We start from the raw sequence: 24528 nt of genomic DNA, 5'->3' as shown, positions 1-24528 counted from the left end.
GGGCGTGAGCGGTCACAAGGTGATGGAGATCCTCCTGGTGGAGGATGACCCGGGCGACGTCCTGATGACCCGGGAGGCGTTCGAGGACCACCGCGTGCCCAACAACGTCTCGGTGGTCGGCGACGGCGTCAGCGCGCTCGAGTTCCTGCGCAAGCAGGGGCAGTACGCCAAGGCCCCGACCCCGGACCTGGTGCTGCTGGACCTCAACCTGCCGAAGATGGACGGCATGGAGGTGCTCGCCGTCGCGAAGGGCGACCCCATGCTGCGGCACATCCCGGTGGTGGTCCTGACCACGTCCGACGCGCAGGAGGACGTCGTCGGGTCGTACTCGCTGCACGCCAACGCGTACGTCACCAAGCCCGTGGACTTCGACCGCTTCATCGACGTGGTCCGCCAGATCGACGAGTTCTTCGTCTCCGTGGTGCGCCTGCCCGGTCGGTAGGGTCCCTGCGCTCGGTGGGTTCCGCGACTCGGTAGGGTTCCCGCGACGCTGAGGGCGTAACGGGAAGACACCGGGGCGTCGCGGCGTTGGACCTCAGCAGAGCACCCGTCATATCGGGTGATCGCCGAACCACTCCGACGAGCGAGGGAGCGCACGTGCTTGACCCCCAGGGCATCTACGACGTCGACGAAGCAGCGGTCGAACGCACGCTGGGTCGCAGCGTGCCCGGAAGCACCGACGGACCTGTACTGCTGCACGCGGTCCGCGGGTTCGTGGACGCAGGCAGCGCGGGCGACCTCGCCGTCGAGCACCTCGTCGACGAGTTCCGCGTCGAGCGCCTGGTGACGTTCGACGTCGACCAGCTGCTCGACTACCGCTCCAAGCGAGCCACCATGACCTTCGACTCCGACCGCTGGACGGACTACCAGGCGCCGTACCTCGCGATCGACCACGTGACGGACGCCGAGGGCACCGGCTTCCTGCTGATGCACGGCGCGGAGCCGGACCTGCAGTGGGAACGCGTGGTGGCCGGCGTGATCCAGCTGGTCGAGCGTTTCGGGGTCAGCCTCGTGGTCGGTATCCAGGGCATCCCGATGGGCCTGCCCCACACGCGCCCGCTGTCCCTGACCGCGCACGCGACGCGGCCGGCCCTGGTCGACGACTACACGTCGTGGTTCGGCAGCGTGAAGGTGCCGGGCTCGCTGGCCGCGCTGCTGGAGTACCGGCTCGGCGAGGCGGGGTACGACGCGATGGGCTTCACGGTCCACGTGCCGCACTACCTCTCCCAGGCGCAGTACCCGCCGGCAACCGTGGTGGCGCTGCACCACACGGAGCGGGCCACCGGGCTCGACCTGGCGATCCCCAAGCTGGAAGAGGCAGCCACCGACGCGAAGATCGAGGTGGAGAAGCAGGTCGCCGACTCGGCCGAGATCGCGGCGGTGGTGAAGGCGCTCGAGGAGCAGTACGACGCCTTCGCGCGTTCCGTGGGTCGCCCGAGCCTCCTCGCGGAGACCACCCCGATCCCCAGCGCGGAGGAGCTCGGCGCGGAGTTCGAACGGTTCCTCGCACAGCAGAACGGCGACTGATCCGGGAGTCCCGCGTCGGGCGCGCGCCGAGCAAGAGGTCGCGCGCCCCACGCGGGAACCGCAGGCCTGAGCCGCACAGCGGGCGCCCGAGCCGGAGGCTGAGGCGCACACCGGCTTGGTCTGAACAGGGCATACAGAGCCCGGTGTGTCATAGCTGCGGCAGAAATGTGCCTGTTCCGTGGCACATTTGAGTGGTACGTGCCACACTGTCGCACGTTGCAGTGACGTACCAACGCCACGTCCGCCGTGTCGTGAGCAAGCGGGGAAAGCATTGCGGCACGGGGGTGGGCATCGGGCCCGCCGTCGGTTCCCGGACGGAAGGTCGAAGGACAGCATGGCGCAGGGTTCTGTGAAGTGGTTCAACGCGGAAAAGGGTTTTGGGTTCATCGCCCAGGACGGCGGCGGCGCCGACGTCTTCGTCCACTACTCCGCGATCCAGTCCAACGGGTACCGGTCTCTCGAGGAGGCCCAGCGGGTCGAGTTCGAGATCACCCAGGGTCCCAAGGGTCCGCAGGCGGAAGCAGTAGTCCCGCTCTGAGGTATCTGTGAAAGGCCGCCGCCCTTCGGGGTGGCGGCCTTTTCGCGTCCGGGCCGGCTTCCGGGTCGGACGACCGGTCGGTCGGACGACCGGTCGGTCGGACGACCGGTCGGTCGGACGACCGGTCGGGCGACCGGGTCAGGGTGCGGCGGTCTCCAGCGGTGCCGCCGTGCCGGCGAACGCGGTGGCGTCGTCGCCCACGAGCAGGGTGGCCGGCACGGCGAGCGTGCGCAGGGCGCGCCCCAGGCGGGCCTCACGCAGGTCCGGCCGCACGATGTCGCCGTCGCGCCCTCCGCGGGCCTCTGCGGCGCCCTGAGGGGCGTTGTGCGGCTCCCCGTCGTGGCGGGCGGGGTCGTGGCCGGCTTGGTCGTGGCGGGCCGCCTCGTGGCGGGCCGCCGGAGGGTCCTTCGGCAGCTCCCGGACTGCGGCGAGGACCAGGTTGCCGTAGCGGCGGCCCTTGAGGATCGCGGGTTCGGCGACGGCGGCGAGCCGGCCCGAGGAGGCGGCGTCCGGCCCGAAGGCCTGGGCGAGGCTCGCGACCTCGCGGCGGGCGGTGGTCAGGGGCGGCTTGTCGGCGCAGTTGACCAGCAGGACGCCGCCCGGGCGGAGCACGCGGTGCGCCTCGGCGGCGAACCCGGTGCCCACGAGGTGCGCGGGCGTGCGGTCCCCGGCGAAGACGTCGCGGACCACGACGTCGTAGGACTCGTCGCGGGCGGACGCGAGGGCCCGCCCGGCGTCGTCGGCGCGCAGCCGCAGCAGGGGTGAGCGCGGCAGGGCGAACCACTCGCGGACGAGCTCCAGGAGCCGGGCGTCGAGGTCGACACCGAGCTGGCGTGAGCCCGGCCGTTCGTGCTCCACGTGCCTGGCGAACGCGCTGCCGGCGGCGCCGAGGTGCAGCACCTTGAGCGGTCCTGGCGGCAGCAGGGCGACGAAGGCGGCCATCTGCTGCATGTACTCGAAGTCGAGGAATCCCGGGTCCGCCAGGTCCAGGCTGGAGCTCGGCACGCCGTTGACGTGCAGCGTCACCCGCTGCGGGAAGTCGGGGTCGCGAATCACCTCTGCGGTGCCGGTGCTGATCGGTACGGGGCCGACGGGCAGCTCGGCGGTGAGTGTCAGTGGTGCGGAGGAGGATGGGCTGCGTCGGGCGGAGCGGCGGGCCATGGGGACAGTCTCTCCCGGGTCGGCGGCTCGCTTGACAGAATAGAACGTATGTTCGATAGTGTCGCACAAGGGGTTCGATCGGAGGTTCGAGATGGGCACCATGCACTCTCAGAGCGCGCGGGACGTCGTGTCCGCGCGGATGCTCGTGCCGGTCCCGCCAGGTGTCAGCGCCCTGCTGCGCAAGGCGGACGCGGAGCTGGCCGAGGCGGCGCGTTCGGCAGACCCGGGGGACCGGTTCGTCCACGCGCACCTCGCGGCGATCCGTTCGGCGGCCGCTGTCGTGGCGCTCCGCGGGCGACCGTCGGCGCGTTCCGGTGCGCGGACGGTGTGGGACATGCTCGCGCACGCCGAGCCGGAGCTGGCGGCCTGGTCCGGCTACTTCGCGGCGGGGGCGCCCCTGCGGGCTGCCGTCGACGCGGGCCGCCCGGAGCAGGTGGAGCCCGCCCGGGCCGACGAGCTGCTCGCGTGCGCCGAGGACTTCCGGGACGAGGTGGCGATGCTCGTCGATCCGCAGGCCGGGTTCTCCGCGCAGCGCCTGACCCTGGTGCCCGAGGCGTCGTAGCAGGCGCGTACGCGGCCGGGCGGGCGCGTCCCGCCTGATCGATACTCGGAGCGATTCTCGGAGCGCTGAGCAAGCACTGAGCAACAGCAAGAAACGGAGCACGTTCGTGAGCAAGGGGCCGCGGTCAGCGGCAGCGAGACGCAACTGGGGATCGGACGAGTCCGGCTGCTCGGTGCTGCACCTGGACATGGACGCGTTCTTCGCGTCCTGCGAGCTGGCTCGCCGGCCGGAGCTGCGCGGCCTGCCGGTGATCGTCGGCGGACAGGACCGCGGGGTCGTGCTGGCGGCGACGTACGAGGCCCGCGCGTACGGCGTGCGGTCCGCGATGCCGATGACACGGGCCCGCCTGCTGTGCCCGCAGGCCACCGTGATCAAGCCTGACCACACGCTGTACCACGACGTGTCCCGGTCGGTCATGGGCATGCTCCAGGAGGTCACCCCGCTCGTCGAGCAGATCAGCGTGGACGAGGCGTTCCTCGACGTGAGCGGCGCCCGGCGGCGGCTCGGCCCGCCCACGGCGATCGGGGCCGCGCTGCGCCGACGCATCCAGGCCGAGCACGGCCTGACGGCGTCGGTGGGCATCGCGCGGAACAAGTTCGTGGCGAAGCTGGCCTCGACGCACTCCAAGCCCGACGGTCTGATGCTCGTGCCCGTCGAGGCCACGGTGGACTTCCTGCACACGCTGCCGGTCGGCGCCCTCTGGGGTGTCGGCGAGAAGACCGAGAAGGCCCTCGCCGCGTGGGGCATCACCACGGTCGAGGAGCTGGCGCACACGGACCTGGCGAGCCTGCAGACCGCCGTCGGGCGGGTGAGCGGTGCGCACCTGCACGACCTGTCGTGGGGTCGCGACCCCCGTCCCGTCGTGCCGGAGCACCGGGAGCACAGCATCGGGGCCGAGACCACCTTCGGCACCGATCAGGACGACACCGTGGCGGTCAGCCGCAAGGTGCTCGAGCTGTCCGACCGGGTCGCCGCCCGGATGCGGCACCAGGGCGTCATGGCGCGCACAGTGTCCGTGAAGGTCCGGTCCAGCGACTTCGCCACGTTCACCCGATCGCGAACGCTGGAGGGGCCCACCGACGTCGCACGGGACATCTACCTGGTCGCTCGCGAGCTCGTCGCGGGGGTCGATCTGGGCGGGCTGCCGGTGCGGCTGGTCGGCGTGCGGGGTGAAAATCTCCAGCAGAGAGACGGCTCCACGCAGCAGCCGACGCTCGAGGAAGCGGTCGATCCGCGCTCCGGAGCCCAGCGAGAGGCTGAACTTGCGCTTGACGCTGTGCGCGAAAAGTTTGGGAAAACAGCGATCGACCTGGGTGTACATCACAAGAACGGCGCGCATCGATACTGATCTGCCCCTATAGTCGCTGGTATGCCCGGGATGTCGACTACCAACGACGGCCGGGTCGTCCTATCCTGGAAGGGACACTGTTCCTTTGCGAGATCCGGGGGTCTCGATGCCTCTGTCCGAGTACGAGCAGCGGGTGCTGGAGCAGATGGAGCGTGCTCTGACGTCAGACGACCCGCGGCTTGCAAATACGCTTCAGTCCACAGGTCGGGGTAACGCTCTTCGCTATGTGCTGTCCGGGGTCGGCGTTGTCGTCGGTCTGCTTCTTCTTGTCGTAGGTGCGGCGACGTCACAGACCTGGCTCGGCGCCATCGGCTTCGTGCTGATGTTCGCCGGCGTGGTCTTCGCGTTCCTCGGACCGCGCAAGAAGCAGCAGGACGGTCCGGTCGGCGTCGTTGCTGACGACGGCACGGTCCAGCCGCCGCACGGGGGAGCACGCAAGCCCCGTAGGCGGCAGGGTGGTGGCAGCTCAGGCGGCTTCCTGGCCCGGCTCGAAGAGCGCTGGGAGAACCGGCGCAACGAGGGTGGTCGCTAGCCGACCGACAAACGTCGGTGGTCCGTCACCGGACCACCGACCCATGTGCGTGTCAGGCACAGTGCTACGTGCCTGACACGGCCACATGAACAGGAGCCGGGCCCCTCGGGGCCCGGCTCCTGTCATACCCGCCCACGAACCCGTTGAGTGCTGGGTATTTGCGCCCTCCGAGGTCCGGAGGGCGCAAATACCCAGCACTCAACGTGGTCAGGGCTTGCTGGTCAGGGCCTGGGTCAGGTCCGTCGTGATCGTTGTCGTGAGCTCCTCGAGCTCCTCCGGGGTGGGCGGCGTCGAGGAGCGGGCGTAACGCTCCTCCTCTGCGGCGTCGGCCAGCGCGGTGAGCCGCTCCGCGACGTCGTCGGGCAGGGGTGTGCCGGTCCGGGTGCGCACCTCGTCCGCGATGAAGGCCGGAGCCCTGCGCAGGGTGATCGACGGGCCGAGCCGCACGTCCTGTTCCGCGAGCAGCGCCAGGACACGCGACCAGGCGCGTTCGGGGTCGAGCACCTCCACCTCGGCACGACGGCGCAGCAGCAGCCATGCGGCACCGCCGAGGACGCCCAGCGCGAGGATCACCGCGACCACCCAGGCCCAGCCGGGAAGCGTCTGGTCGGAGACGTCGTTGCCGGACGATCCGCCTGCCGTGGCAGCCGGGCCGGACTGCGCGGGGTTCCGGGTCGGCTGCTGCGTCGGTACCTCGTTGGCCCGCGGGGCCGTGGGCGAGGCGCTGGGGGCGCTGCCGACGCTCGGGTTGGCGTATGCGGGCAGCGGACCCGTCTGGACCTGGGGAGTCGGCTCGAAGCGGACCCACCCGACCGTCGGGAAGTAGATCTCCGGCCAGGCGTGCGAGTCCTGGCCGGTGACCCGGTAGCCGTTGTTCCCGTCGGGCCGGCCCGGCAGCCAGCCGATGCCGATCCGCGCGGGGATGTCCAGGCTGCGCGCCATCACCATCATGGACAGGGCGTACTGCGTGCAGTACCCCTCCTTGTCCTGCAGGAAGTCCCAGACGGTGTCGGACGAGCCGCGGTAGTCGGCGTCCGGGTTGTACGTGAACCCGGCGCCCGACCGCAGGTGGTTCTGCAGCGCGACCGCCGCGTCGAACCTGGTGGGCGCGTCACCGGCGATCTTGCGGGCGTACTCGGCGATCTCGGCCTGGTGCTCGGTCTCGGGCACCTGGATGTAGCCGGACGACCGGGGGTCGCCCGACATCGGCGCGGCGCGCAGAGCCTCTGGCGTCAGCTGCCGGTCGATGATCTCGACGCTGTACGGGGCGCCGGGCTCGGCGCCTCCCGGACCGCGTACCTCGTCCCGGATCGCGTCGTAGCCCCACTCGCCGCTGACGTCGACGGTGCGGGGCTCGAGCGGCAGCGGTAGCTCGGCGCCCTTGAGCTGCCCGATCTGGATGTCCATCCGGCGGCGTTCGCCGACGCCTCCCTCGTTCTCGGGCGCCAGGACCGAGGACGCGTCGAACTCGGCAAGGCCGCCCTCGGATACCGAGCGGTGGGTCTGGACGCCGTCGAAGGCCGTGAGGGTCATGACCCGCAGGGGGCCCGCCGGTTCGTCGCCCGCGAGCGTGTATGTGAGCACGGTGCTCGTGGAGCGAGCGCTCAGGGGCTGGCGCATGTCGAGCTCCGACGAGAGCTCCACCGTGTCGGACGGCGTGGAGATGAGCTGGCTCCACGTCCCGGCCAGCGCGGGCAGCGCGGCCATGCCCGTGGCGACGCCGAGCGACGCCGCCGCGACCGCCGCTGCCGTGACCGCCGTGATCCACGAGCGGAACCGCTGTGCGCGGCGGACCGCCGCCGAGTCGGACTCGCTGTGCCGGCCGGGGGTCACGCCCACGGGGTCGACGGTGAGCAGCAGGAGCATCGCGGTGACACTGATGAGGAAGACCGGCCACTGCACCTCGCCGATCAGCGTGAGGGGCGGGGTCCACAGGAGCAGCAGGGGCACGCCGGCGAAGCCGGGCATGCGGGCGCCGGCGAGAGAGTCCACCACGAGCAGCACCAGCAGCGTGCCACCCACGGCGACCATGCTGATGGCCTCACCCGGGCCGACCGGAGCTACCTGCGTGCTCATGGTCTCGGTGGCCTGCCGGAACCGCTCGATGACCTGGTCCAGGGAGTCCGGCCCCACGAACGGCTCGAAGCGCTGGCCGGGGCCGCCGTAGCGGGCCAGCACGAACCAGCAGGCGACCAGCACGCCGGCCGCTGTCGCGACGAACGAGGCGTTGCCCGACGCGCGGTCGGCGGCCCGGTCGGCACTCAGGCCCTGGCCCGCGGCGCGGCGAGCCGCTGCCCGGTCCACGGCAGCCCGGAGCAGCAGGTAGCGCACCAGGCAGCTGGTGGTGGACACGAGGACGACGCCGGTGGTACCGGCCGTGAGCCACGGCCCTGGGTCGATGACCAGCGTGAGCGCGTGCATCGACGCGATGACGGCGATGGCGACAAGGATGCCCGAGGCGACCGTGCGGACCAGCGGTCCGCGGTGTGCGGGGATCATCGTGCACGCTCCGCGAGCAGGGCCCAGGCGCGTTCCGGGTCGGTCCGGGCCTCTGACGTGCTGACCTGCCAGCCGGACGTGCTCAGCTCGGCTGCGGTCTCGTCCATCTCGTGCTGGAACCCGGCTCCCCGCGGGGTGACCAGGATCGCCCAGCACGTGCCCTCGGCGCCCAGGGCGGCGAGCTTGTGGCGGGCGTCGGGGTCGTGCGGGCCGAGCACGGCGATGACGATCTCGCCGGGCGTCCTGGCGAGCCGGAGCGCACGCGCGGTGGTGCTGGTCGCGTGATTTCCCTCGGCGGAACCGCGGTGCCCGCGGATGTCCACGCAGGCGTCGAGCAGCGCCGACCGGCTCGCCCGGGTCGTCGCGAACCGCTCACCCTCCAGGCTGGGGGCGACGGTGGTGGTCAGCAGGCGGGTCGGGTGCCCGGCGTCGAGGAACGACGTGGCGATCGAGGCGGCGAGCTCCACTGCCCACTCGCCGTCGTCCACCGCCGCGGGACGGCGCGGGCTCCCTGCCTCCTGCCAGTGCGGCAGCAGCGAGCGGTCGAGCAGCACGGTCACCGGGCGCACGCCGGCGCTCTCGTCGGCGCGGACCATGAGCTGGCCGCGGCGCGCGGCGCTCGCCCAGTGGACGCGGCGCGGGTCGTCGCCTGCCACGTACTCGCGCAGCACCGAGTCGTCGGTCGACTGCAGGCGCGCCCCGGTGGCCGAGTGGTCGACGTCGCCCACCGATCGCGTGCGGACGGCGAGCTCGACGGTGCGCGGCCACACCGGCACGTGCGTCGCGGCGCCCAGCGGCTGGGTGGCGCGGACCAGGCCGAACACGTCGGTCCGGGTGGTCAGCAGCGGGCCGAGCGACCAGCGCCCGCGCCGCGTCGGGGTCAGCGAGTAGTGCACGGCGATCCGGTCGGCGCGTGCCGACACCCGGGCGCGGATGCCCTGGTGGCCGGCGAGCTCGTGCGCCGCCTGCTCGGACAGCCGCAGCCGGGACAGCCGTTCGTACGCGGCACCGCTCGCGTGGTGCGCGGCGACGAGCAGGCTCACCTCCGCGGTCCGGTCGCGGACCACCGGGTTCGGGGTCACGGCGCGGGTCACGTGCAGCGCGCCGCGCCCGGACTCGAGCCGCTGGGTCCCGATGGCCACCCAGGCCACCGCGACGGCGAGCAGCGCGGCCGCGCCCAGCCCGACGAGGTCGGGCAGGGTGAGCACCAGGCCGAGGGGCACCATCGCGCCACCCATGCAGGCTGCCCCGATGCCTCGCGGGGTCAGCCTGACCCTGCTGATCCGGACTAGCGTGTCACGCCACCTCATGCGCTTGTCGCCCTGGCCGCTCAGAACTTGCGCCGGTCGGCGGGCCCGAGGGCGGGCACCGGCGTGCGCTGCACTATCTCGTCCACGAGCGTCTCGGGGGTCACACCGCTGAGGCGGGCCTCGGTGGTGAGGATGAGGCGGTGCGCCAGGACCGGCCGGGCGAGCCGCTGGACGTCGTCCGGCAGCACGTGGTCGCGGCCCGCCATGGTGGCGATCGCCTTGGCGGCGCGCAGCAGCTGGAGCGAGGCGCGCGGCGACGCGCCGAGGCGCAGACCCGCGTGCTCACGCGTGGCTCCGACCAGGCCCACCACGTACCGCTTGACCGAGGGCGACGCGTACAGCGACCGCGCGAGCTGGGAGAACCGCAGCATCGAGCGACCGTCCGTCACCGGCTGGAGGTGGGCCAGCGGGGTGCTGGTCTCCTGCCTGTCGAGCATGAGGATCTCGGCGTCGACGTCGGGGTAGCCGACGGTGATGCGCGCCATGAAGCGGTCCCGCTGCGCCTCGGGCAGCGGGTAGGTGCCCTCCATCTCCACGGGGTTCTGCGTGGCGACGACGAGGAACGGCCGCGGGAGCTGGTGGGTGGTGCCGTCGACGGTGGTCTGGCCCTCCTCCATGCACTCCAGCAGCGCGGACTGCGTCTTGGGGGAGGCGCGGTTGATCTCGTCGCCGATCACGATGTTGCTGAACACCGGACCGGGCCGGAACTCGAACTCGTGGCTGCCGGTGCGGAAGATGTTGACGCCGGTGAGGTCGCTCGGCAGCAGGTCCGGCGTGAACTGGATGCGGCCGACGTGGCAGTCGATGCTGCGGGCGATCGCCTTGGCGAGCGTCGTCTTGCCGACGCCGGGCACGTCCTCGACCAGCAGATGGCCCTCGGCCAGCAGGACGGCGAGGGTGATGTCGGCCAGTCCTGGCCGGCCGGTCACTACCGACTCGACGGCTCCGCGGACGCGAGCCATGGTTTCCACCAGCTCGTCGAGCGCACCCGATCCGGGTGCCGCCTGCGGGGCGGCCCCGCCGCTGTAGTGAGTTTCCGCGAGGCCGGGCGCGGCGGGTTCCGTGTGCACAGGTGGAGACCTCCATCAGGGCCGAGCTACTGGCCGGGGTTTTCGGTGCGTCGCCGCGCCGATTCGGAGCCGGGGCGGTTGGCGCTGCCCGGCTGGTCCAGCGTAGTAGAGATGTAAAGCACTCAGTTGTATGCATCACGCAGTCTTCACAGGTCCCAGAGGGTGGTTTGCCCGGCGGGATCGGCCCCCTGCCAAGGCTGTGGACTGGCGCGGGAGCGCGGCCCGGTGCCAACTACTCCGACATTCCACGCCGCGCCGGACGCGAATTTACTCCACCCGCTCTTTACCTCTTTGACCTGCGCATTGAGGGTCTGTGGGTAGTTCTCCCCATCGTTTTTCCGAGTGGTGTGGTGGAAAGTGGAGTAGCGTGGAGTGTGCGGGAGCGAGAGGAGGTGCTGGCCCATGGCTGCGATGGCAGAAAATTTCGCGGGTCTGGGTCTGCTCCTCGGTACGTACACCCCGAAGCTGGACGAGAAGGGCCGGTTGATCCTTCCCGCCAAGTTCCGGGGGCGTCTGTCCAGCGGTCTGGTCATGACCAAAGGGCAGGAGCGGTGCCTCTTCCTTCTCCCGATGGACGAGTTTCAGCAGATCTACACCCAGATCCGGCAGGCGCCGGTGACGAGCAAGGCTGCACGGGACTACACGCGAAACTTCCTCGCGGGAGCTAGCGACGAAGTACCGGACAAGCAGGGCCGGGTCTCCATCCCGTCACACCTGCGCGAGTACGCCGGCCTGGATCGCGAAGTGGTCGTGATCGGGGTCGGGAGCCGCGTGGAGGTGTGGGACGCGCAGGCCTGGTCGACATATCAGGAGCAGACCGAACCCGACTACATCGATCAGGCCGAGGAGATCTTCCCCGGACTGAGCTTTTAACAGGCTTCTAGGGCAGGGCGAGGCAGGCGGCCGTACGGCCAGGCCTCCTCCCGCTGGATCCGGCGCACTTCCCCGCCGCCGGAACCGTGCGGAGGGAGACCTGACCGGACGGCCGGCTCCTGCAGGTTCAGCAGCAGGTTCAGCAGTAGGACACCAAGCAGGACAGCAGGGCACGACGCAGGAAAGGAGCCACCGATGAACGCGACCGACAACCGTCCAGGTACCAACAGCGACGCCGCCGACCGCCACCTCCCGGTGCTGCTCCAGCGGTGCGTCGACCTGCTCGCGCCGGCGCTCGCATCGCCCGGCTCGGTCCTCGTGGACTGCACGCTCGGCATGGGCGGCCACACCGAGGCGGTCCTCGACCAGATCCCGACGGCCCGTGTGATCGGCATCGACCGGGACCCCCAGGCGCTCGCCCTCGCGGGTGCGCGGCTGGCCCGGTTCGGCGACCGGTTCACGCCGGTGCACGCCGTCTACGACGAGATCGGTGAGGTCGTGGACGAGCACGCCGGCGGCTCCGTGCAGGGCGTGCTCATGGACCTCGGGGTGTCCTCGCTGCAGCTCGACGAGGCCGAGCGGGGCTTCGCGTACGCGCAGGACGCGCCGCTCGACATGCGCATGGACTCCACCCAGGAGCTGACGGCGGCCGACGTGCTCAACACGTACGACGAGCGCGACCTCGCGCGGATCCTGCGGGAGTACGGCGAGGAGCGGTTCGCGAGCCGGATCGCGAAGGGCATCGTCAGGCTTCGGGCTGAGCGGCCGTGGGACCGCAGCGGCGAGCTCGTCGACCTGCTGCGGGCCAGCATCCCCGCGGCCACGCGCAAGACCGGCGGACACCCGGCCAAGCGCACGTTCCAGGCACTTCGGATCGAGGTGAACGGCGAGCTCGAGGTGCTCGAGCGCGCCGTGCCCGCCGCGATCGAGGCGCTCGCCGTGGACGGCCGGATCGTCGTGGAGTCGTACCAGTCCCTGGAGGACCGGATCGTCAAGCGTGCCATCGCGCAGGGCACGACGTCGTCCGCCCCCTCAGGGCTGCCCGTGGAGCCGGAGACGCACCGGCCCTACCTCGAGGCGCTCACCCGGGGCGCGGAGGAAGCCGACGCCGAGGAGCTGGAGCGCAACCCGCGTTCCGCCTCGGTTCGGCTCCGCGCCGCCCGGCGTCTGCGCCCCACGCCTGACCACCTGCTCAACCGCACCACCCAGCACCACACCGCGAAGGAGGACCGCCGATGAGTGCCACGACCGCTGCGACGGCCCGCGCCGCTCGTCCCGCCGAGCTGCCCCGTACCCGCAGAGCGCCCCTGACCGCGATCTCGGGGGGTGCCGGCCAGCGCGGCCGCCGCCTCGACGCCGTCCGCGCGCCGCTGCACGCGAAGAGTCGCGTGCCGTTCCTCGTGCTGTGCGCGACCCTGATGATCGGCTCGCTCGTGGCGGTGCTGATCCTGAACACCACGCTCGCGCGTGGCTCCTACGAGATGTCCAAGCTGCAGAGCGAGGTCGCGCAGACCGCTCAGGACGTGCAGGGCCTCCAGGAGGGTCTGAGCGCGGCCGAGACGAACCTGGACGACAAGGCCCGCAGCCTCGGCATGATCCCGGCGGAGAACCCGACGATGGTCAGTATCGAGACTGGCAAGGTGGTGAAGGGAACGGGTCAGTGACCCGCCCGACGTCGGACCCGGGCCGGCAGCGCACCCCGACGGGGCGCGCTGCCGGCCCGCGTTCCACGCAGCCACGCGCTGGCCAGCCTCGTTCTGCCCAGCCCCGCAAGCCGCAGGCCGGTAAGCCCCAGCCCAGGAATGCTCAGCCGAAGCCGCAGGCCAAGAAGGCTCAGCCGAAGGTGCAGCCCGGGAAGGCTCAGCCCAAGAAGGCGCAGCCCAGGAAGACCCAGCCCGGCAAGGCCCCGCCCAAGCCCCAAGCGAAGAAGTCTCAGCCCAAGCCCCAGGCCAAGAAGTCCCAGCCCCGTGCGACGAGCACCCGGCTGGGACTTCAGGCGCCCGCAGGGCCCGGCCGCAGCGCGGCCCCGGCGCGCCCCGCCCAGTCGCCCGCCCGCTCCCGGATGGCGCGCCCGCTGCCGTCCCGGCCGGGCCGGCCGGAGGAGCGGCAGCGCTGGCTCGTCGGCATCGCGGCGCTCGTGGTGCTGATCTTCCTGGTGCGGCTCGTCCACGTGCAGCTCATCGAGGGCCCGAGCCTGGCCGAGAAGGCCCAGGCTGCCCGCACGGCGACCGCCGTCACCCCGGCGCACCGTGGCGACATCACGGACGCCGACGGCAAGCTGCTCGCGACCTCGGTGGACCGGTACAAGGTGATCGGCGACCCGGTGGCGATCAAGGACTTCCGTGGCGCGGCGCGCGGCGTGGAGGACGGCGCGCTCGGCATCGCGCACCTGCTCTCGCCGATCCTCGACATCCCCAAGAACGAGCTGGCCGCCCAGCTCGTGGGCAAGTCCCGCTACGAGGTGCTCGCCAAGAACGTGGTGCCGGAGGTGCAGCGCGCCATCGCCGCGCTGGAGATCCGCGCGTACGTCCGGACCGACCTCACCTCGCGGCGCATCTACCCGTCGGGCGAGGTCGCGGGCTCACTGGTCGGGTTCGTGAACGACGAGCAGACCGGCCAGCTCGGCATCGAGATGGCGTACGACGACCTGCTGGCCGGCACCGCTGGATCCGACACCTACGAGCGCAGCCTCGACGGCCTGCGGATCCCGGCGGCGGGACAGGAGTCGGTCCCCGCGGTCCCGGGCAGCGACGTCAGGCTCACGCTGGTGCACGACGTCCAGTGGAAGGCCCAGGACGCTCTCGACGAGGCCAAGCGGAAGACCGGCGCCGCGTACGGCATGGCCATCGTGCAGGACATCCGTACCGGCGAGATCCTGGCGCTCGCCGACTCGGGTTCGGTGGACCCGAACGACCGCTCGACCGCGGCGGTGGCGGACGGTTCGCGCGTGGTCAAGGACGTCTTCGACCCGGGCTCGACGGGCAAGGTGATCACCACGGCAGCGGCGCTGGAGGGCGGCCACTGGACCCCGGAGAGCCGCTTCTCGGTGCCGGACACGTACACGGCGCCGAACGGCCAGACCTTCCACGACTCGCACGACCACCCGGTGCAGCGGCTCACGCTGACGGGGATCCTGGCGCAGTCGTCGAACACCGGGACCGTCCAGGCGGGCGAGAAGATCCCCCTTCAGGAGCGGCAGGAGTACCTGGAGAAGTTCGGCTTCGGCCAGCCGACGGGCCTGAACCTGCCCGGCGAGTCGGTGGGCTTCATGCCGCCCGACGACGTCGCCGACTGGGACGGCCGCACGCAGTACACGGTCCTGTTCGGCCAGGGTCTGTCGGTGAACGCCATGCAGGCCACCAGCGTCTTCTCGACGGTGGCGAACGGCGGGGTGCGGATGACCCCCACCCTGTTCGAGGGCTCGACGAGCCCGGACGGCACGGTGACGCCGGCCGACCGGGAGCCGGGGAAGCGTGTCATCTCCGAGGAGACCGCCGACACGGTCGTCGAGATGATGGAGACGGTGACCGAGGACGGCGGTACCGGCACCAACGCCGACATCCCCGGCTACCGGATCGCGGGCAAGACCGGTACCGCGCAGATGCCCGCGGGCAACGGCTGGACCTACATGGCGTCGTTCATCGGCGTCGCCCCTGCCGACGACCCCCGGTACACCGTCGCCGTCTTCCTCAAGAGCCCGAAGAGCTCGATCTTCGGTGGCGACGTCGCCGCTCCGGTGTTCAGCGACATCATGGGGTTCACCCTGCAGAAGATGGACGTGCCGCCCAGCGAGCGGGAGCACCGGCGGCTCAGGACCGAGTGGTAGCCCCGGGGTCCGTGATCTCCACCGTGCTGCCCAGCGTCGCCGTCAGTATCGACTCGATGGCGAACCGCGTGGACTCCGCGAGGTCGACGGCGTCCGGGTCGAGCAGCCACTGCAGCTGAAGACCGTCCATCAGGGCGATGACGGAGTTGGCCGCGCGCTCGGCCTCGCCGTCGGGCAGCGTGACGTCGCGCTCCTGCGCGATCGCCAGCACCGCCTGCGAGATCTCGCCGCGCAGCACCGAGAACCGGTGGGCCACCCAGCTCGACGCCGGGTGCCCGTCGGTCACGGACTCGCCGGTGAGCACCGCGTACGCCTGCACGATGCCGCGCCGGTCGGCGTTCAGCCGTGCGGTGGTGACCAGGTGCCGGAACAGGTCCATGCCGCCGGGGATGTGCTTGCCCTCCAGGTGCTGCACGTCCACGCGGTCGCGGTACTCGAGCACCTCCCACAGCAGCTTGTCCTTGCTGCCGAAGTGGTGCAGCACGCCGGCGTGCGTGATGCCGACCTGCGCGGCGACGTCGACCAGCGAGCCCTGGTGATAGCCCTTGGACCCGAAGACCCGCGTGGCCGCGGCGAGGATCTCCTCCCGCCGGTGGGCGCGGGTCGGTCGCTTGGTCTTCGGGGCAGCCTGCTCGGTCGCTTCGGACATGCCCATACGATACGGGGTGAACGGGCTTACTAACCAGTAAGTAAGTGTGGTTGAATGCGTGGCAGCCGTCCGACGCTGAACGGAGCACACGTTGTCATCGCAGGCAATCACCCGACAGGCCAGCACCACGCAGCCCGTCAACAGGCAGGCCACCCCCACGCAGGCCGTCGCACCGGAGCCCGAGCTGCTCCGTCTCCTCGACGAGCTGTCCACCGAGGAGAAGGTGTCGCTCGTCGTGGGCGCCTCCATGTGGGCGACCACCGCAGTGCCCCGCCTCGGGCTGGAGCCGGTGGTGATGTCCGACGGTCCGGTCGGCGTGCGCGGCCCGGGCGGCGGGACCTCGGCGATGTTCCCCGCGCCGTCGGCCCTCGCGGCCACCTGGGACCTGGACCTGGCACGCCGGTCGGGTGCCCTGTTCGCCGCCGAGGCGAAACGGCACGGCGTCTCCGTTGTACTCGCCCCGCAGGTGAACCTGCAGCGCACGCCGGTGGGAGGCAGGCACTTCGAGTGCTACTCCGAGGACCCGCACCTGACCGCCGAGATCGCGGTCGCGCTCGTGGGCGCCGCGCAGGAGCGGGGCGTCGGGATGTGCGTCAAGCACTACGTCGCCAACGACTCCGAGACCGAGCGCACGCGCTACCTCGCGCGCCTCGACGAGCGCACGCTCCGCGAGGCCTACCTGGCGCCCTTCGAGCGGCTCGTGCGCGACGTCGGCCCGTGGTCGGTGATGGGCGCCTACAACGGCGCCGACACCGGCGGCGTCTCCGCCAGGCTCCTCGAGCACCGCCCGCTCGTGGTCGACCTGCTCAAGGAGGAGTGGGGCTACGACGGCCTGTTCGTCAGCGACTGGGTCGCCACCCAGTCGGTGGCGCCCGCGGTGCGCGGCGGCCTCGACCTGCAGATGCCCGGACCCGACGGCGCGTGGGGAGACGGACTGCTCGACGCCGTCCGCTCCGGCGAGGTCGCGGAGTCCGAGCTCGACGACAAGGTGCTGCGCCTGCTACGTCTCGCCCGCCGCACCGGCCGCCTCACGCTGCCCGACGACGGCGCGGGCGACCGCACGGGCGTGGTCGCTGCCGGCGTCCACGCCGCGATCGACCTCGCCGCCGCGAGCAGTGCCGAGCCCCCCGCCGAGCAGCTCCTGCGCGAGCTCGCCGCGCGCTCCGTCGTCGTGCTCAAGGACGACGCCGGGCTGGTGCCGTTCGGGCACGACCCGGCCCGGCCGCTGCGTGTCGCGCTGCTCGGCCCCGCGGCCGTCGAGCCGTTCTTCCAGGGCGGCGGCTCGTCGTTCGTGCACCCCGACCGCCTCACGTACCCGGCCGACGAGCTGCGCGCGGCGCTGCCGCAGGGCTCCGAGGTGACGCTGCTGGCCGGCGCGCGCGCCCTGCACAACCCGCCGGAGCTCGACGTCGACCGGTGCACGGACCCGGCGACCGGCGAGCCGGGCCTCCACGTCGAGCTGCTCGCGGCCGACGGCAGCACGCTCGAGGAGTACACGGCCCAGGAGTGGACCGGCTGGCTCCACGACGTCCGGCCCGACGCCGACGCCGTCCGGCTGCGGGCACTCGTCCGCCTCGACGAGACGGGTGAGCACGAGCTTGGCGTCGGCACGGTCGGTGTGCACCGGGTGACGATCGACGGTGCCCAGGTCGCCGCGGGCGACACCCGGGTGGACGAGGGCATAGTGCTCTCCTCGGGGCACAACCACCCGATCGCGGACCTCGTCCCGGCGAGCGGATCCGCAGACCTGGACGCCACTCTCCAGGTGGTGCACGCGGTGGGCTACGGGCACTTCGTGCGCGCCGCCCTGGTGCACCGGCTCCCCGGTCCCTCGGTGGCGGACGAGCTGGCCCGTGCGGTGACGGCCGCCGCGGCCGCCGACGTCGCCGTCGTGATCGTCGGCACCACCGCCGAGGTCGAGTCCGAGGGCTACGACCGCCCCGACCTGAACCTGCCGGGCAACCAGGACGAGCTCGTGCGCCGCGTCGTGGCGGCCAACCCGCGCACCGTCGTCGTGATCAATGCCGGGGCCCCGGTGCTGCTGCCCTGGCTCTCCGACGTACCGACCGTGCTGTGGGGCTGGCTGCCCGGGCAGGAGGCGGGGACCGCGCTCGCCGACGTGCTGACCGGCGTCACCGAGCCGTCCGGGCGCCTGCCGTGGACCCTTCCCGCGCGCTTCGAGGACGTCCCGGTGCCGCACGCGCGGCCGGTCGACGGGGTCGTCGACTACGCAGAGGGCACCGACATCGGCTACCGGGCCTGGGAACGCCGGCTCGCGGCCGCGGCCGACGGCGGCGCGGCAGGCGGCTCTGCCGACGCAGGCCCGGACGCCCCCGTCCCGGCCGCCCCGTTCGGGCACGGCCTGGGCTGGACCACCTGGGACTACGAGGACGCCGTCCTCGCCCGGGGCGAGGCCCACGGCTCCCCAGCGACCCTGACCGTGTACGTGACGGTCCGGAACACCGGCCGCCGTGCGGGCCGTGAGGTCGTCCAGGTGTACATCGAGGCGCCCGACGGCGGCCCGAGCCGCCCCGTGCGATGGCTCGGCGGCTTCGCGGTCGCCGACGTCCCCGCCATGGGGAGCGCCACCGTCCGCGTACCCGTCCCGGCCCGGGCGCTGCAGGTCTGGGACCCGCAGACCAAGGACTGGGTCACGCCGCCGGGCGTCTACCGGCTGCGTACCGGCAGGTCCGTCGCGGACCTGCGACTGACCAACGAGCTGACCACATAACCATCCGTCCCGCACACGCGGGAGGAGTGCAAGGAGGCACACCGTGAGGATTCACAAGCACGTCGCCGCGGCGGCAGCCGCGGCAGCCATCGCGCTGCTGGCCACGGCCTGCGGCGGGGGCGGCGGAGGCGAAGGCGCCAACCAGGCCGGAGGCGGGGAGACCCTGACCGTCGGCATGCCGAACGGCGTGCAGACGGAGAACCACAGCCCGTTCGCCACGGGCTCGTCGGCGCTCTCGCTCGGCTACGCGTTCACCATCTACGAGCCGCTGATGATGCGTAACCAGGCGCGTCCCTCGGAGGAGCCGTCCCCGTGGCTCGCCGAGAGCGTGGTGTGGAACGAGGACTTCACCGAGGCGGTCATCACGCCCCGCGAGGGAGTGACCTGGTCGGACGGCGAGGAGTTCACCGCTGACGACGTCGCCTTCTCGATCCAGCTGCGCAAGGACTTCGACGCGCTCAACGCCGCGGCCCTGCCCTACGACACGATCGAGACCGACGGGACCACCGTCACGGTGACGTTCACGGCCGGGCAGTTCGTCAACCAGTCCAAGCTGTACGACCTGGTCATGGTGCCCGAGCACATCTGGGCCGACGTCGAGGACCCGACCACGGACACCAACCCGGAGCCGGTCGGCACCGGCCCGTACACGCTCGAGTCGTGGACGCCGCAGGCCGCCACCGTCGTGGCCCGAGACGACTACTGGGGCGGCGAGCCGGCCGTGCCCGAGATCCGCTACTCGTCGTACAACGACAACAACGCCCTCACCACGGCGCTCACCACCGGCGAGGCGCAGTGGGGCTGGACGTTCATCGCCGACTTCGAGAACGTCTACATCGCCCAGGACCCCGAGCACTACAACCAGTACGCCGCGGGCGGCCTCGGCATCGACGTCCTCTACCTGAACAACGAGACCAAGCCGTTCGACGACAAGGCGTTCCGGCAGGCCCTCAACATGGTGATCGACCGCCAGGAGCTCGTAGACGTCGCGACGTCCGGCGTCAACCCGGCCCTGACCAGCGTCACCGGCCTGCCGCTGCCCGCCGGCGAGGAGTTCCTCTCGCCCGAGTACGCCGGCCAGGAGTACGAGGTCGACGTCGAGGGCGCCCGCGCCCTGCTCGAGGACGCCGGGTACACCTGGGAGGGCGAGAAGCTCGTCGACCCCGACGGCGAGGAGGTCACGTTCGAGCTGGTGAACCCCGCCGGCTGGAACGACTACCTGACCGCGCTCGACCTCATCAAGAACTCTGCGGCCGAGCTCGGCGCCACGGCGACGGTCAACCCCGTCAACCAGGACGGCTGGTTCGCCGACGTCATCCCCGGCGGAGACTTCCAGGCCACCCTGCACTGGACCGACGGCGGCGCCACCCCGTGGGACATGTACTCCGACATCATGGACGGCGCCCACTACAAGAAGCTCGGCGAGCCGGCCACGTGGAACTTCGGCCGGTTCCAGAACGACGACGCCACGAAGGCGCTCGCCGACTACGCCGCCGCACCCGACGAGGCAGCCCGCGCCGCCGCGCTGGAGACCGTCCAGAAGGTGTTCGTCGAGGAGGTGCCGGGCATCGCCATCTGGACCCGCCCGGCCACCGCGCAGTACTCGACGCAGAACTACGTGGGCTGGCCCTCCGAGGAGGACCCCTACAACCAGCCGCAGCCCACCGGGGTGCAGGCCGCCCAGATCCTGATGAACCTCGAGCCTGCGGACGGCTGATGAGTCACAGCACACCGGTGCTGGCCGCGCACGGCCTCACCAAGCACTTCCGGGCGGGTGGACGCCGCATCGCCGGCCGTCCGCCCGCCCGGGCGATACACGCCGTCGACGGCGTCGATCTCGAGCTCCACCGCGGCCAGGTCCTGGCCGTGGTGGGGGAGTCGGGCTCCGGCAAGTCCACCGTCGCCCGGCTGCTCGCCCAGCTCATCCCGCTCACCGACGGGCAGGTCCTGCTGGACGGCGCCGACGCGCGGGTGCGCGGCCGGCGGGCGTTCCGCGCGTACGTGCGACGCGTGCAGATGATCTTCCAGGACCCGTTCGCCTCCATCAACCCCGTGCACCCGGTGCGCTACACGCTCACCCGGGCGCTGCGGCTGCACCGGGGCAGGCTGCAGGGCGCGCAGCTGGAGGCCGCCCTGACCGAGCTGCTGGAGCGCGTGCACCTCACGCCCGCGGCGCGGTACGTCGACAAGTACCCGCACGAGCTCTCCGGCGGGCAGCGGCAGCGCATCGCGATCGCGCGGGCGCTCGCCGCCGAGCCGGAGGTGCTGCTCGCGGACGAGCCCGTCTCGATGCTCGACGTGTCGATCCGGCTCGGCATCCTCAACCTGCTGGCGGACCTGCGCGACCGGCTCGGGATCGCCGTCCTGTACATCACGCACGACATCGCCTCGGCGCGCTACTTCGCCGACCGGACGACGGTGCTGTACGCGGGTCAGGTCATGGAGACCGGGGACAGCGAGTCGGTCACCCAGGAACCGCTGCACCCGTACACCCGGCTGCTCGTGGCCTCCGCACCCGACCCGGACGATCTGGCGGGCGCCGGTGCGGCGGCCGTGCGGGACCAGGGGACCGGCGGTGAGCCGCCGAGCCTCGTGGACCCGCCGCCCGGGTGCCGGTTCGCGCCGCGCTGCCCGTACGCGGCGGACCTGTGCCGGCGTGAGACGCCGGCACTGATCGAGGTGTCGGCCGGCCGGTCGGCCGCCTGCTGGGGGTACAGCGAGCGGGAGGACCGGCCGTCGGTGCCGGCGGGGGCCGCGACCAGCGGTGGCGGCTCGACCAGCGGTGGGGAGGGGAACGCATGAGGTTCCTCCTGCGGAGGGTCGCGTTCTACGCGCTGACCGCGTGGGCCGCCATCACCATCAACTTCTTCATCCCGCGCCTGCTCCCGGGCGACCCGGTGACGGCCCTGCTGGGCCGCATGCAGGGCCGCATCGACTCGAACGCCGAGCACTCGCTGCGCGTCCTGTTCGGGCTGGACCAGGACACCACCCTGTGGCAGCAGTACGTCGACTACTGGGGTCTGCTGTTCCGGGGCGACCTGGGCCTCTCCTTCACGCACTTCCCGACGCCGGTCGCGGACATCGTGAGCCAGTCGCTCCCGTGGACGGTCGGCCTGGTCGGCGTGGCGACGATCATCGCGTTCGTCATCGGCTCGCTCATCGGCATGTTCCTCGGCTGGCGACGCGGTACCTGGGCCGACGGGCTGCTGCCCGTGGCGACGTTCTTCCAGGCGGTGCCGTACTTCTGGCTCGGCCTGATCACCATCGCCGTCCTGTCGGTGAACCTGGGCTGGTTCCCGTCCAGCGGCAGCTACGACCGCGGCCTGGTGCCCGCGTTCACGGGCGAGTTCATCGGCTCGGTCGTCTACTACGGCTTCCTGCCGGCCCTGACCGTCGTGCTGTCGTCGGTGGCGGGCTGGGTGCTCGGCATGCGCAACATGATGGTGACGGTCTCCTCGGAGGACTACGTCACCGTCGCGCACGCCAAGGGCCTGCCGGAGCGCCAGGTGATGCTCGGCTACGCGGCCCGCAACGCGGTGCTGCCGCAGGTCTCCAGCTTCGCGCTGTCCCTGGGCTTCGTCGTCGGCGGCACGCTGATCATGGAGATGGTCTTCTCCTACCAGGGCATCGGCTACACGCTCTACCAGGCGGTCTCCACGCACGACTACCCCCTGATGCAGGGCTGCTTCCTGGTCATCACGCTGTCCGTCCTCGTGGCGAACATGGTGGCCGACCTCGCCTACGCCTTGCTCGACCCCCGCACCCGGACGGAGGACCGATGAACAACCGGCTGATGTTCCTGCGCAACGGCAAGGTGATCACGGGCCTCGTCATCCTCGGCTTCTTCACGCTGCTCGCGCTGTTCGGCCCGTGGATCGCGCCGTACGACCCGAACCAGGTGAGCGACGCGCTGCTCAGCCCGCCGTCGGCGGCGCACTGGCTCGGGACCGACCACACGGGCCGCGACATCCTGTCGCAGCTCGTGGTCGGCACCCGCGGCGTGCTCGTCGTCGGCCTGGTCGCCGGCGTGAGCGCCACGGTGGTGGGCGTCCTCGTGGGCGTGACCGCCGGGTTCGTCGGCGGCGTCGGCGACGAGTCGCTGTCCGCGCTGTCGAACATGTTCCTCGTCATCCCGCAGCTGCCGCTGATCATCCTGATCGCCGCGCAGCTGCCGTCCGCGGGCGGGCTGACGGTGGCCCTCGTCATCGGTGCCACCGGCTGGGCGTGGGGCGCGCGCGTGCTGCGGGCCCAGACGCTGTCGCTGCGCAAGCGCGACTTCGTCGAGGCGGCACGGGCCAACGGCGAACGCACGTGGCGCCTCGTGCTCGCGGAGGTGATGCCCAACCTGACGGCGGTGATCGCCTCGGGCTTCGTCGGCACCGTGACGTTCGCCGTGCTGTCCCAGGTCACGCTGTCGTTCATCGGCATCACGCCGGTCAGCGAGTGGAACTGGGGCACCATCCTGTTCTGGGCGCAGAACAACCTCGCGCTGCAGCGTGGCGCGTGGTGGTGGTTCGTGCCGGCGGGTGCGTGCATCGCCCTGCTGGGCATGGCCCTGACGCTGGTCAACTTCGGTATCGACGAGATCGTCAACCCCCGCCTGCGGTCCACCGGCCTGCACGCACGCTCGCTGCGCCGCCGGGGTATCCGGCCGCGCGTGGGGTTCACCCCGGTGGTGCGGGAGGCACGGTCATGAGCCAGACGGACATCGGTACCCAGATAAGCGCACAGGCCGAGGCGCCGACGCCGTCGGACCCGGTCCTGGAGATCCGGAACCTGAGCGTCGACTACGGGTTCGGCGACGACCCCACGCACGTGCTGCGGGAGGTCTCGCTCACGCTGAACCGCGGCGAGGTGCTGGGGCTGGCGGGGGAGTCGGGCTGCGGCAAGTCCACGCTCGCCTACGCGGCCACCAGGCTGCTGTCACCGCCCGGTCTCATCACGGGCGGCGAGGTATGGCTCACGGGCCGCGACGGCAAGCGCGCGGACCTGCTCTCCCTGTCCGACGCCGAGCTGCGGGCCGCCCGGTGGCGCGACATCGCCATCGTGTTCCAGGGCGCGATGAGCTCGCTCAACCCGGTGTTCCGGGTCGAGCGCCAGCTCATCGACGGCATCCTCGCGCACCGGCCGCGCATGCGGCGCGAGGAGGCCAGGGAGCGGGCGGCCGAGCTGCTGCGGCTCGTCGGCATCTCGGCGGACCGGCTGCGGTCCTACCCGCACCAGCTCTCCGGCGGCATGCGGCAGCGCGTCATGATCGCGATGGCGCTCGCGCTGGAGCCGCAGGTGCTCATCATGGACGAGCCCACGACGGCGCTCGACGTCGTCATGCAGCGCCAGATCCTGGAGCAGGTCATGGAGCTGCGCGAACGGCTGGGCTTCTCCGTCGTGCTCATCACGCACGACGTGTCGCTGCTCGTCGAGGTCGCCGACCGGATCGCCGTCATGTACGCGGGCGAGATCGTGGAGACGGCGGCCGCGCGGGACGTCTACGCGAAGCCACGGCACCCGTACTCGGCGGGGCTGCTCGGGTCGTTCCCTCCGCTGCACGGGCCGCGGCGGGAGCTCACGGGTATCCCGGGCGCGCCGCCCGACCTGTCCCAGCGCCCGCCGGGCTGCCCGTTCGCGCCCCGGTGCCCGCACGCCATGGACGTGTGCCGTACGGAGCTGCCCGTGCTGGGACGGACGGCGCAGGCCGAAGAGGGGCGTCTGGTGGCGTGCCATCTGCACACGTCCGGGCTGGTGGACGGCGAGCTGCCGGACCTGGTGGCGCGGTAGCGGGTTGCCCTGCCGGGACCGACCGGCGGAAGGTGCTGGTCCACGAGGTGTGTTGCCGTGAGTAGACGATGTCTACTCACGGCAACACACCTCACCCGTGTACGGCATTCGAACTCGAAACTCACCC

At 71.8% G+C, this 24528-nt stretch carries 21 protein-coding genes; 16 read left to right on the top strand and 5 right to left on the bottom strand.

Translation table 11 applies throughout. The annotated features are described in order from the left end of the window. The first annotated feature begins 22 nt into the window (after positions 1–22). The 3 genes from ACFO6V_RS15660 to ACFO6V_RS15650 all read left to right on the top strand — a co-directional run bounded on the left by ACFO6V_RS15660 (position 23) and on the right by ACFO6V_RS15650 (position 2065). Positions 23–442, top strand: a complete 420-nt coding sequence (locus ACFO6V_RS15660) for a response regulator (RefSeq protein ID WP_116677634.1) — start codon at positions 23–25, stop codon at positions 440–442. Positions 443–597: 155 nt separating this feature from the next. After that, positions 598–1527, top strand: a complete 930-nt coding sequence (locus ACFO6V_RS15655) for a proteasome assembly chaperone family protein (protein WP_377136773.1) — start codon at positions 598–600, stop codon at positions 1525–1527. 334 nt (positions 1528–1861) lie between these two features. Further along, entirely contained in the window at positions 1862–2065 is a 204-nt protein-coding gene (locus tag ACFO6V_RS15650; protein WP_116674592.1) for a cold-shock protein, read from the top strand. Positions 2066–2203: 138 nt separating this feature from the next. Here the strand turns inward: ACFO6V_RS15650 and ACFO6V_RS15645 are convergent, their stop codons facing one another. Next, on the bottom strand, positions 2204–3226 hold the full coding sequence (locus ACFO6V_RS15645) for a spermidine synthase (RefSeq protein WP_377136771.1): 1023 nt from the start codon (positions 3224–3226) through the stop codon (positions 2204–2206). Positions 3227–3326: 100 nt separating this feature from the next. Between ACFO6V_RS15645 and ACFO6V_RS15640 the strand changes: the two genes are divergently transcribed. The 3 genes from ACFO6V_RS15640 (at position 3327) to ACFO6V_RS15630 (ending at position 5668) form a co-directional block, all read left to right on the top strand. Beyond that, positions 3327–3788, top strand: coding sequence for an SAV_6107 family HEPN domain-containing protein (locus ACFO6V_RS15640; protein ID WP_377136770.1), 462 nt, complete (start codon positions 3327–3329; stop codon positions 3786–3788). Between the two features lie 106 nt (positions 3789–3894). Next, the gene (locus ACFO6V_RS15635) at positions 3895–5136 is read left to right on the top strand and encodes a DNA polymerase IV (protein WP_377136768.1); all 1242 of its coding nucleotides are present in this window, start codon (positions 3895–3897) and stop codon (positions 5134–5136) included. A gap of 106 nt (positions 5137–5242) precedes the next feature. Next, positions 5243–5668, top strand: coding sequence for a DUF3040 domain-containing protein (locus tag ACFO6V_RS15630; protein ID WP_116674596.1), 426 nt, complete (start codon positions 5243–5245; stop codon positions 5666–5668). 207 nt (positions 5669–5875) lie between these two features. Here the strand turns inward: ACFO6V_RS15630 and ACFO6V_RS15625 are convergent, their stop codons facing one another. The 3 genes from ACFO6V_RS15625 to ACFO6V_RS15615 form a co-directional block, all read right to left on the bottom strand. Then, positions 5876–8167 (bottom strand): transglutaminaseTgpA domain-containing protein, encoded by a 2292-nt coding sequence (locus ACFO6V_RS15625; protein ID WP_377136766.1) that lies wholly within the window; start codon positions 8165–8167, stop codon positions 5876–5878. Next, positions 8164–9393 (bottom strand): DUF58 domain-containing protein, encoded by a 1230-nt coding sequence (locus tag ACFO6V_RS15620; RefSeq protein WP_377136764.1) that lies wholly within the window; start codon positions 9391–9393, stop codon positions 8164–8166. Before ACFO6V_RS15620 ends, ACFO6V_RS15625 begins: the two co-directional genes overlap by 4 nt. 104 nt (positions 9394–9497) lie before the next feature. Next, the gene (locus tag ACFO6V_RS15615) at positions 9498–10547 is read right to left on the bottom strand and encodes an AAA family ATPase (RefSeq protein ID WP_377136762.1); all 1050 of its coding nucleotides are present in this window, start codon (positions 10545–10547) and stop codon (positions 9498–9500) included. Positions 10548–10949: 402 nt separating this feature from the next. Here ACFO6V_RS15615 and mraZ point away from each other — a divergent pair, with 402 nt between their 5' ends. From mraZ to ACFO6V_RS15595, 4 genes are all read left to right on the top strand, one after another. Further along, positions 10950–11420: a division/cell wall cluster transcriptional repressor MraZ gene (gene mraZ, locus ACFO6V_RS15610; RefSeq protein ID WP_116674600.1), complete on the top strand. Its 471-nt coding sequence runs from the start codon at positions 10950–10952 to the stop codon at positions 11418–11420. A gap of 195 nt (positions 11421–11615) precedes the next feature. Further along, positions 11616–12659 (top strand): 16S rRNA (cytosine(1402)-N(4))-methyltransferase RsmH, encoded by a 1044-nt coding sequence (gene rsmH / locus ACFO6V_RS15605; RefSeq protein ID WP_377136760.1) that lies wholly within the window; start codon positions 11616–11618, stop codon positions 12657–12659. Further along, positions 12656–13084: a cell division protein FtsL gene (gene ftsL, locus ACFO6V_RS15600; protein ID WP_377136758.1), complete on the top strand. Its 429-nt coding sequence runs from the start codon at positions 12656–12658 to the stop codon at positions 13082–13084. The genes rsmH and ftsL overlap by 4 nt, the downstream gene beginning before the upstream one ends. Positions 13085–13263: 179 nt before the next feature. Then, positions 13264–15246: a peptidoglycan D,D-transpeptidase FtsI family protein gene (locus tag ACFO6V_RS15595; RefSeq protein ID WP_377136756.1), complete on the top strand. Its 1983-nt coding sequence runs from the start codon at positions 13264–13266 to the stop codon at positions 15244–15246. Here the strand turns inward: ACFO6V_RS15595 and ACFO6V_RS15590 are convergent. Continuing rightward, a complete protein-coding gene (locus ACFO6V_RS15590; protein ID WP_377136754.1) occupies positions 15230–15895 on the bottom strand; it encodes a TetR/AcrR family transcriptional regulator in 666 nt (221 codons plus the stop codon). The two genes, ACFO6V_RS15595 and ACFO6V_RS15590, sit on opposite strands and share 17 nt — an antisense overlap. Positions 15896–15986: 91 nt before the next feature. Here ACFO6V_RS15590 and ACFO6V_RS15585 point away from each other — a divergent pair, with 91 nt between their 5' ends. The 6 genes from ACFO6V_RS15585 to ACFO6V_RS15560 are packed head-to-tail and all read left to right on the top strand — an operon-like array spanning position 15987 to position 24401. After that, positions 15987–18626 (top strand): beta-d-glucosidase, encoded by a 2640-nt coding sequence (locus tag ACFO6V_RS15585; RefSeq protein ID WP_377136752.1) that lies wholly within the window; start codon positions 15987–15989, stop codon positions 18624–18626. 43 nt (positions 18627–18669) lie between these two features. Then, positions 18670–20343, top strand: a complete 1674-nt coding sequence (locus ACFO6V_RS15580; RefSeq protein ID WP_377136750.1) for an ABC transporter substrate-binding protein — start codon at positions 18670–18672, stop codon at positions 20341–20343. Further along, complete coding sequence (locus ACFO6V_RS15575) at positions 20343–21428, top strand: ABC transporter ATP-binding protein (protein WP_377136748.1); 1086 nt, start codon at positions 20343–20345, stop codon at positions 21426–21428. Before ACFO6V_RS15580 ends, ACFO6V_RS15575 begins: the two co-directional genes overlap by 1 nt. Further along, entirely contained in the window at positions 21425–22408 is a 984-nt protein-coding gene (locus ACFO6V_RS15570; RefSeq protein WP_377136746.1) for an ABC transporter permease, read from the top strand. The genes ACFO6V_RS15575 and ACFO6V_RS15570 overlap by 4 nt, the downstream gene beginning before the upstream one ends. Then, positions 22405–23322 (top strand): ABC transporter permease, encoded by a 918-nt coding sequence (locus ACFO6V_RS15565; protein WP_377136744.1) that lies wholly within the window; start codon positions 22405–22407, stop codon positions 23320–23322. The genes ACFO6V_RS15570 and ACFO6V_RS15565 overlap by 4 nt, the downstream gene beginning before the upstream one ends. Next, the gene (locus ACFO6V_RS15560) at positions 23319–24401 is read left to right on the top strand and encodes an ABC transporter ATP-binding protein (RefSeq protein ID WP_377136743.1); all 1083 of its coding nucleotides are present in this window, start codon (positions 23319–23321) and stop codon (positions 24399–24401) included. Before ACFO6V_RS15565 ends, ACFO6V_RS15560 begins: the two co-directional genes overlap by 4 nt. Positions 24402–24528 lie beyond the last annotated feature (127 nt).

The sequence above is a fragment of the Promicromonospora alba genome (assembly GCF_042654905.1).
Classification (GTDB): domain Bacteria; phylum Actinomycetota; class Actinomycetes; order Actinomycetales; family Cellulomonadaceae; genus Promicromonospora; species Promicromonospora alba.
Note: the sequence above shows the minus strand (reverse complement) of the source record. Positions and strands in the feature narration are given on the sequence as shown.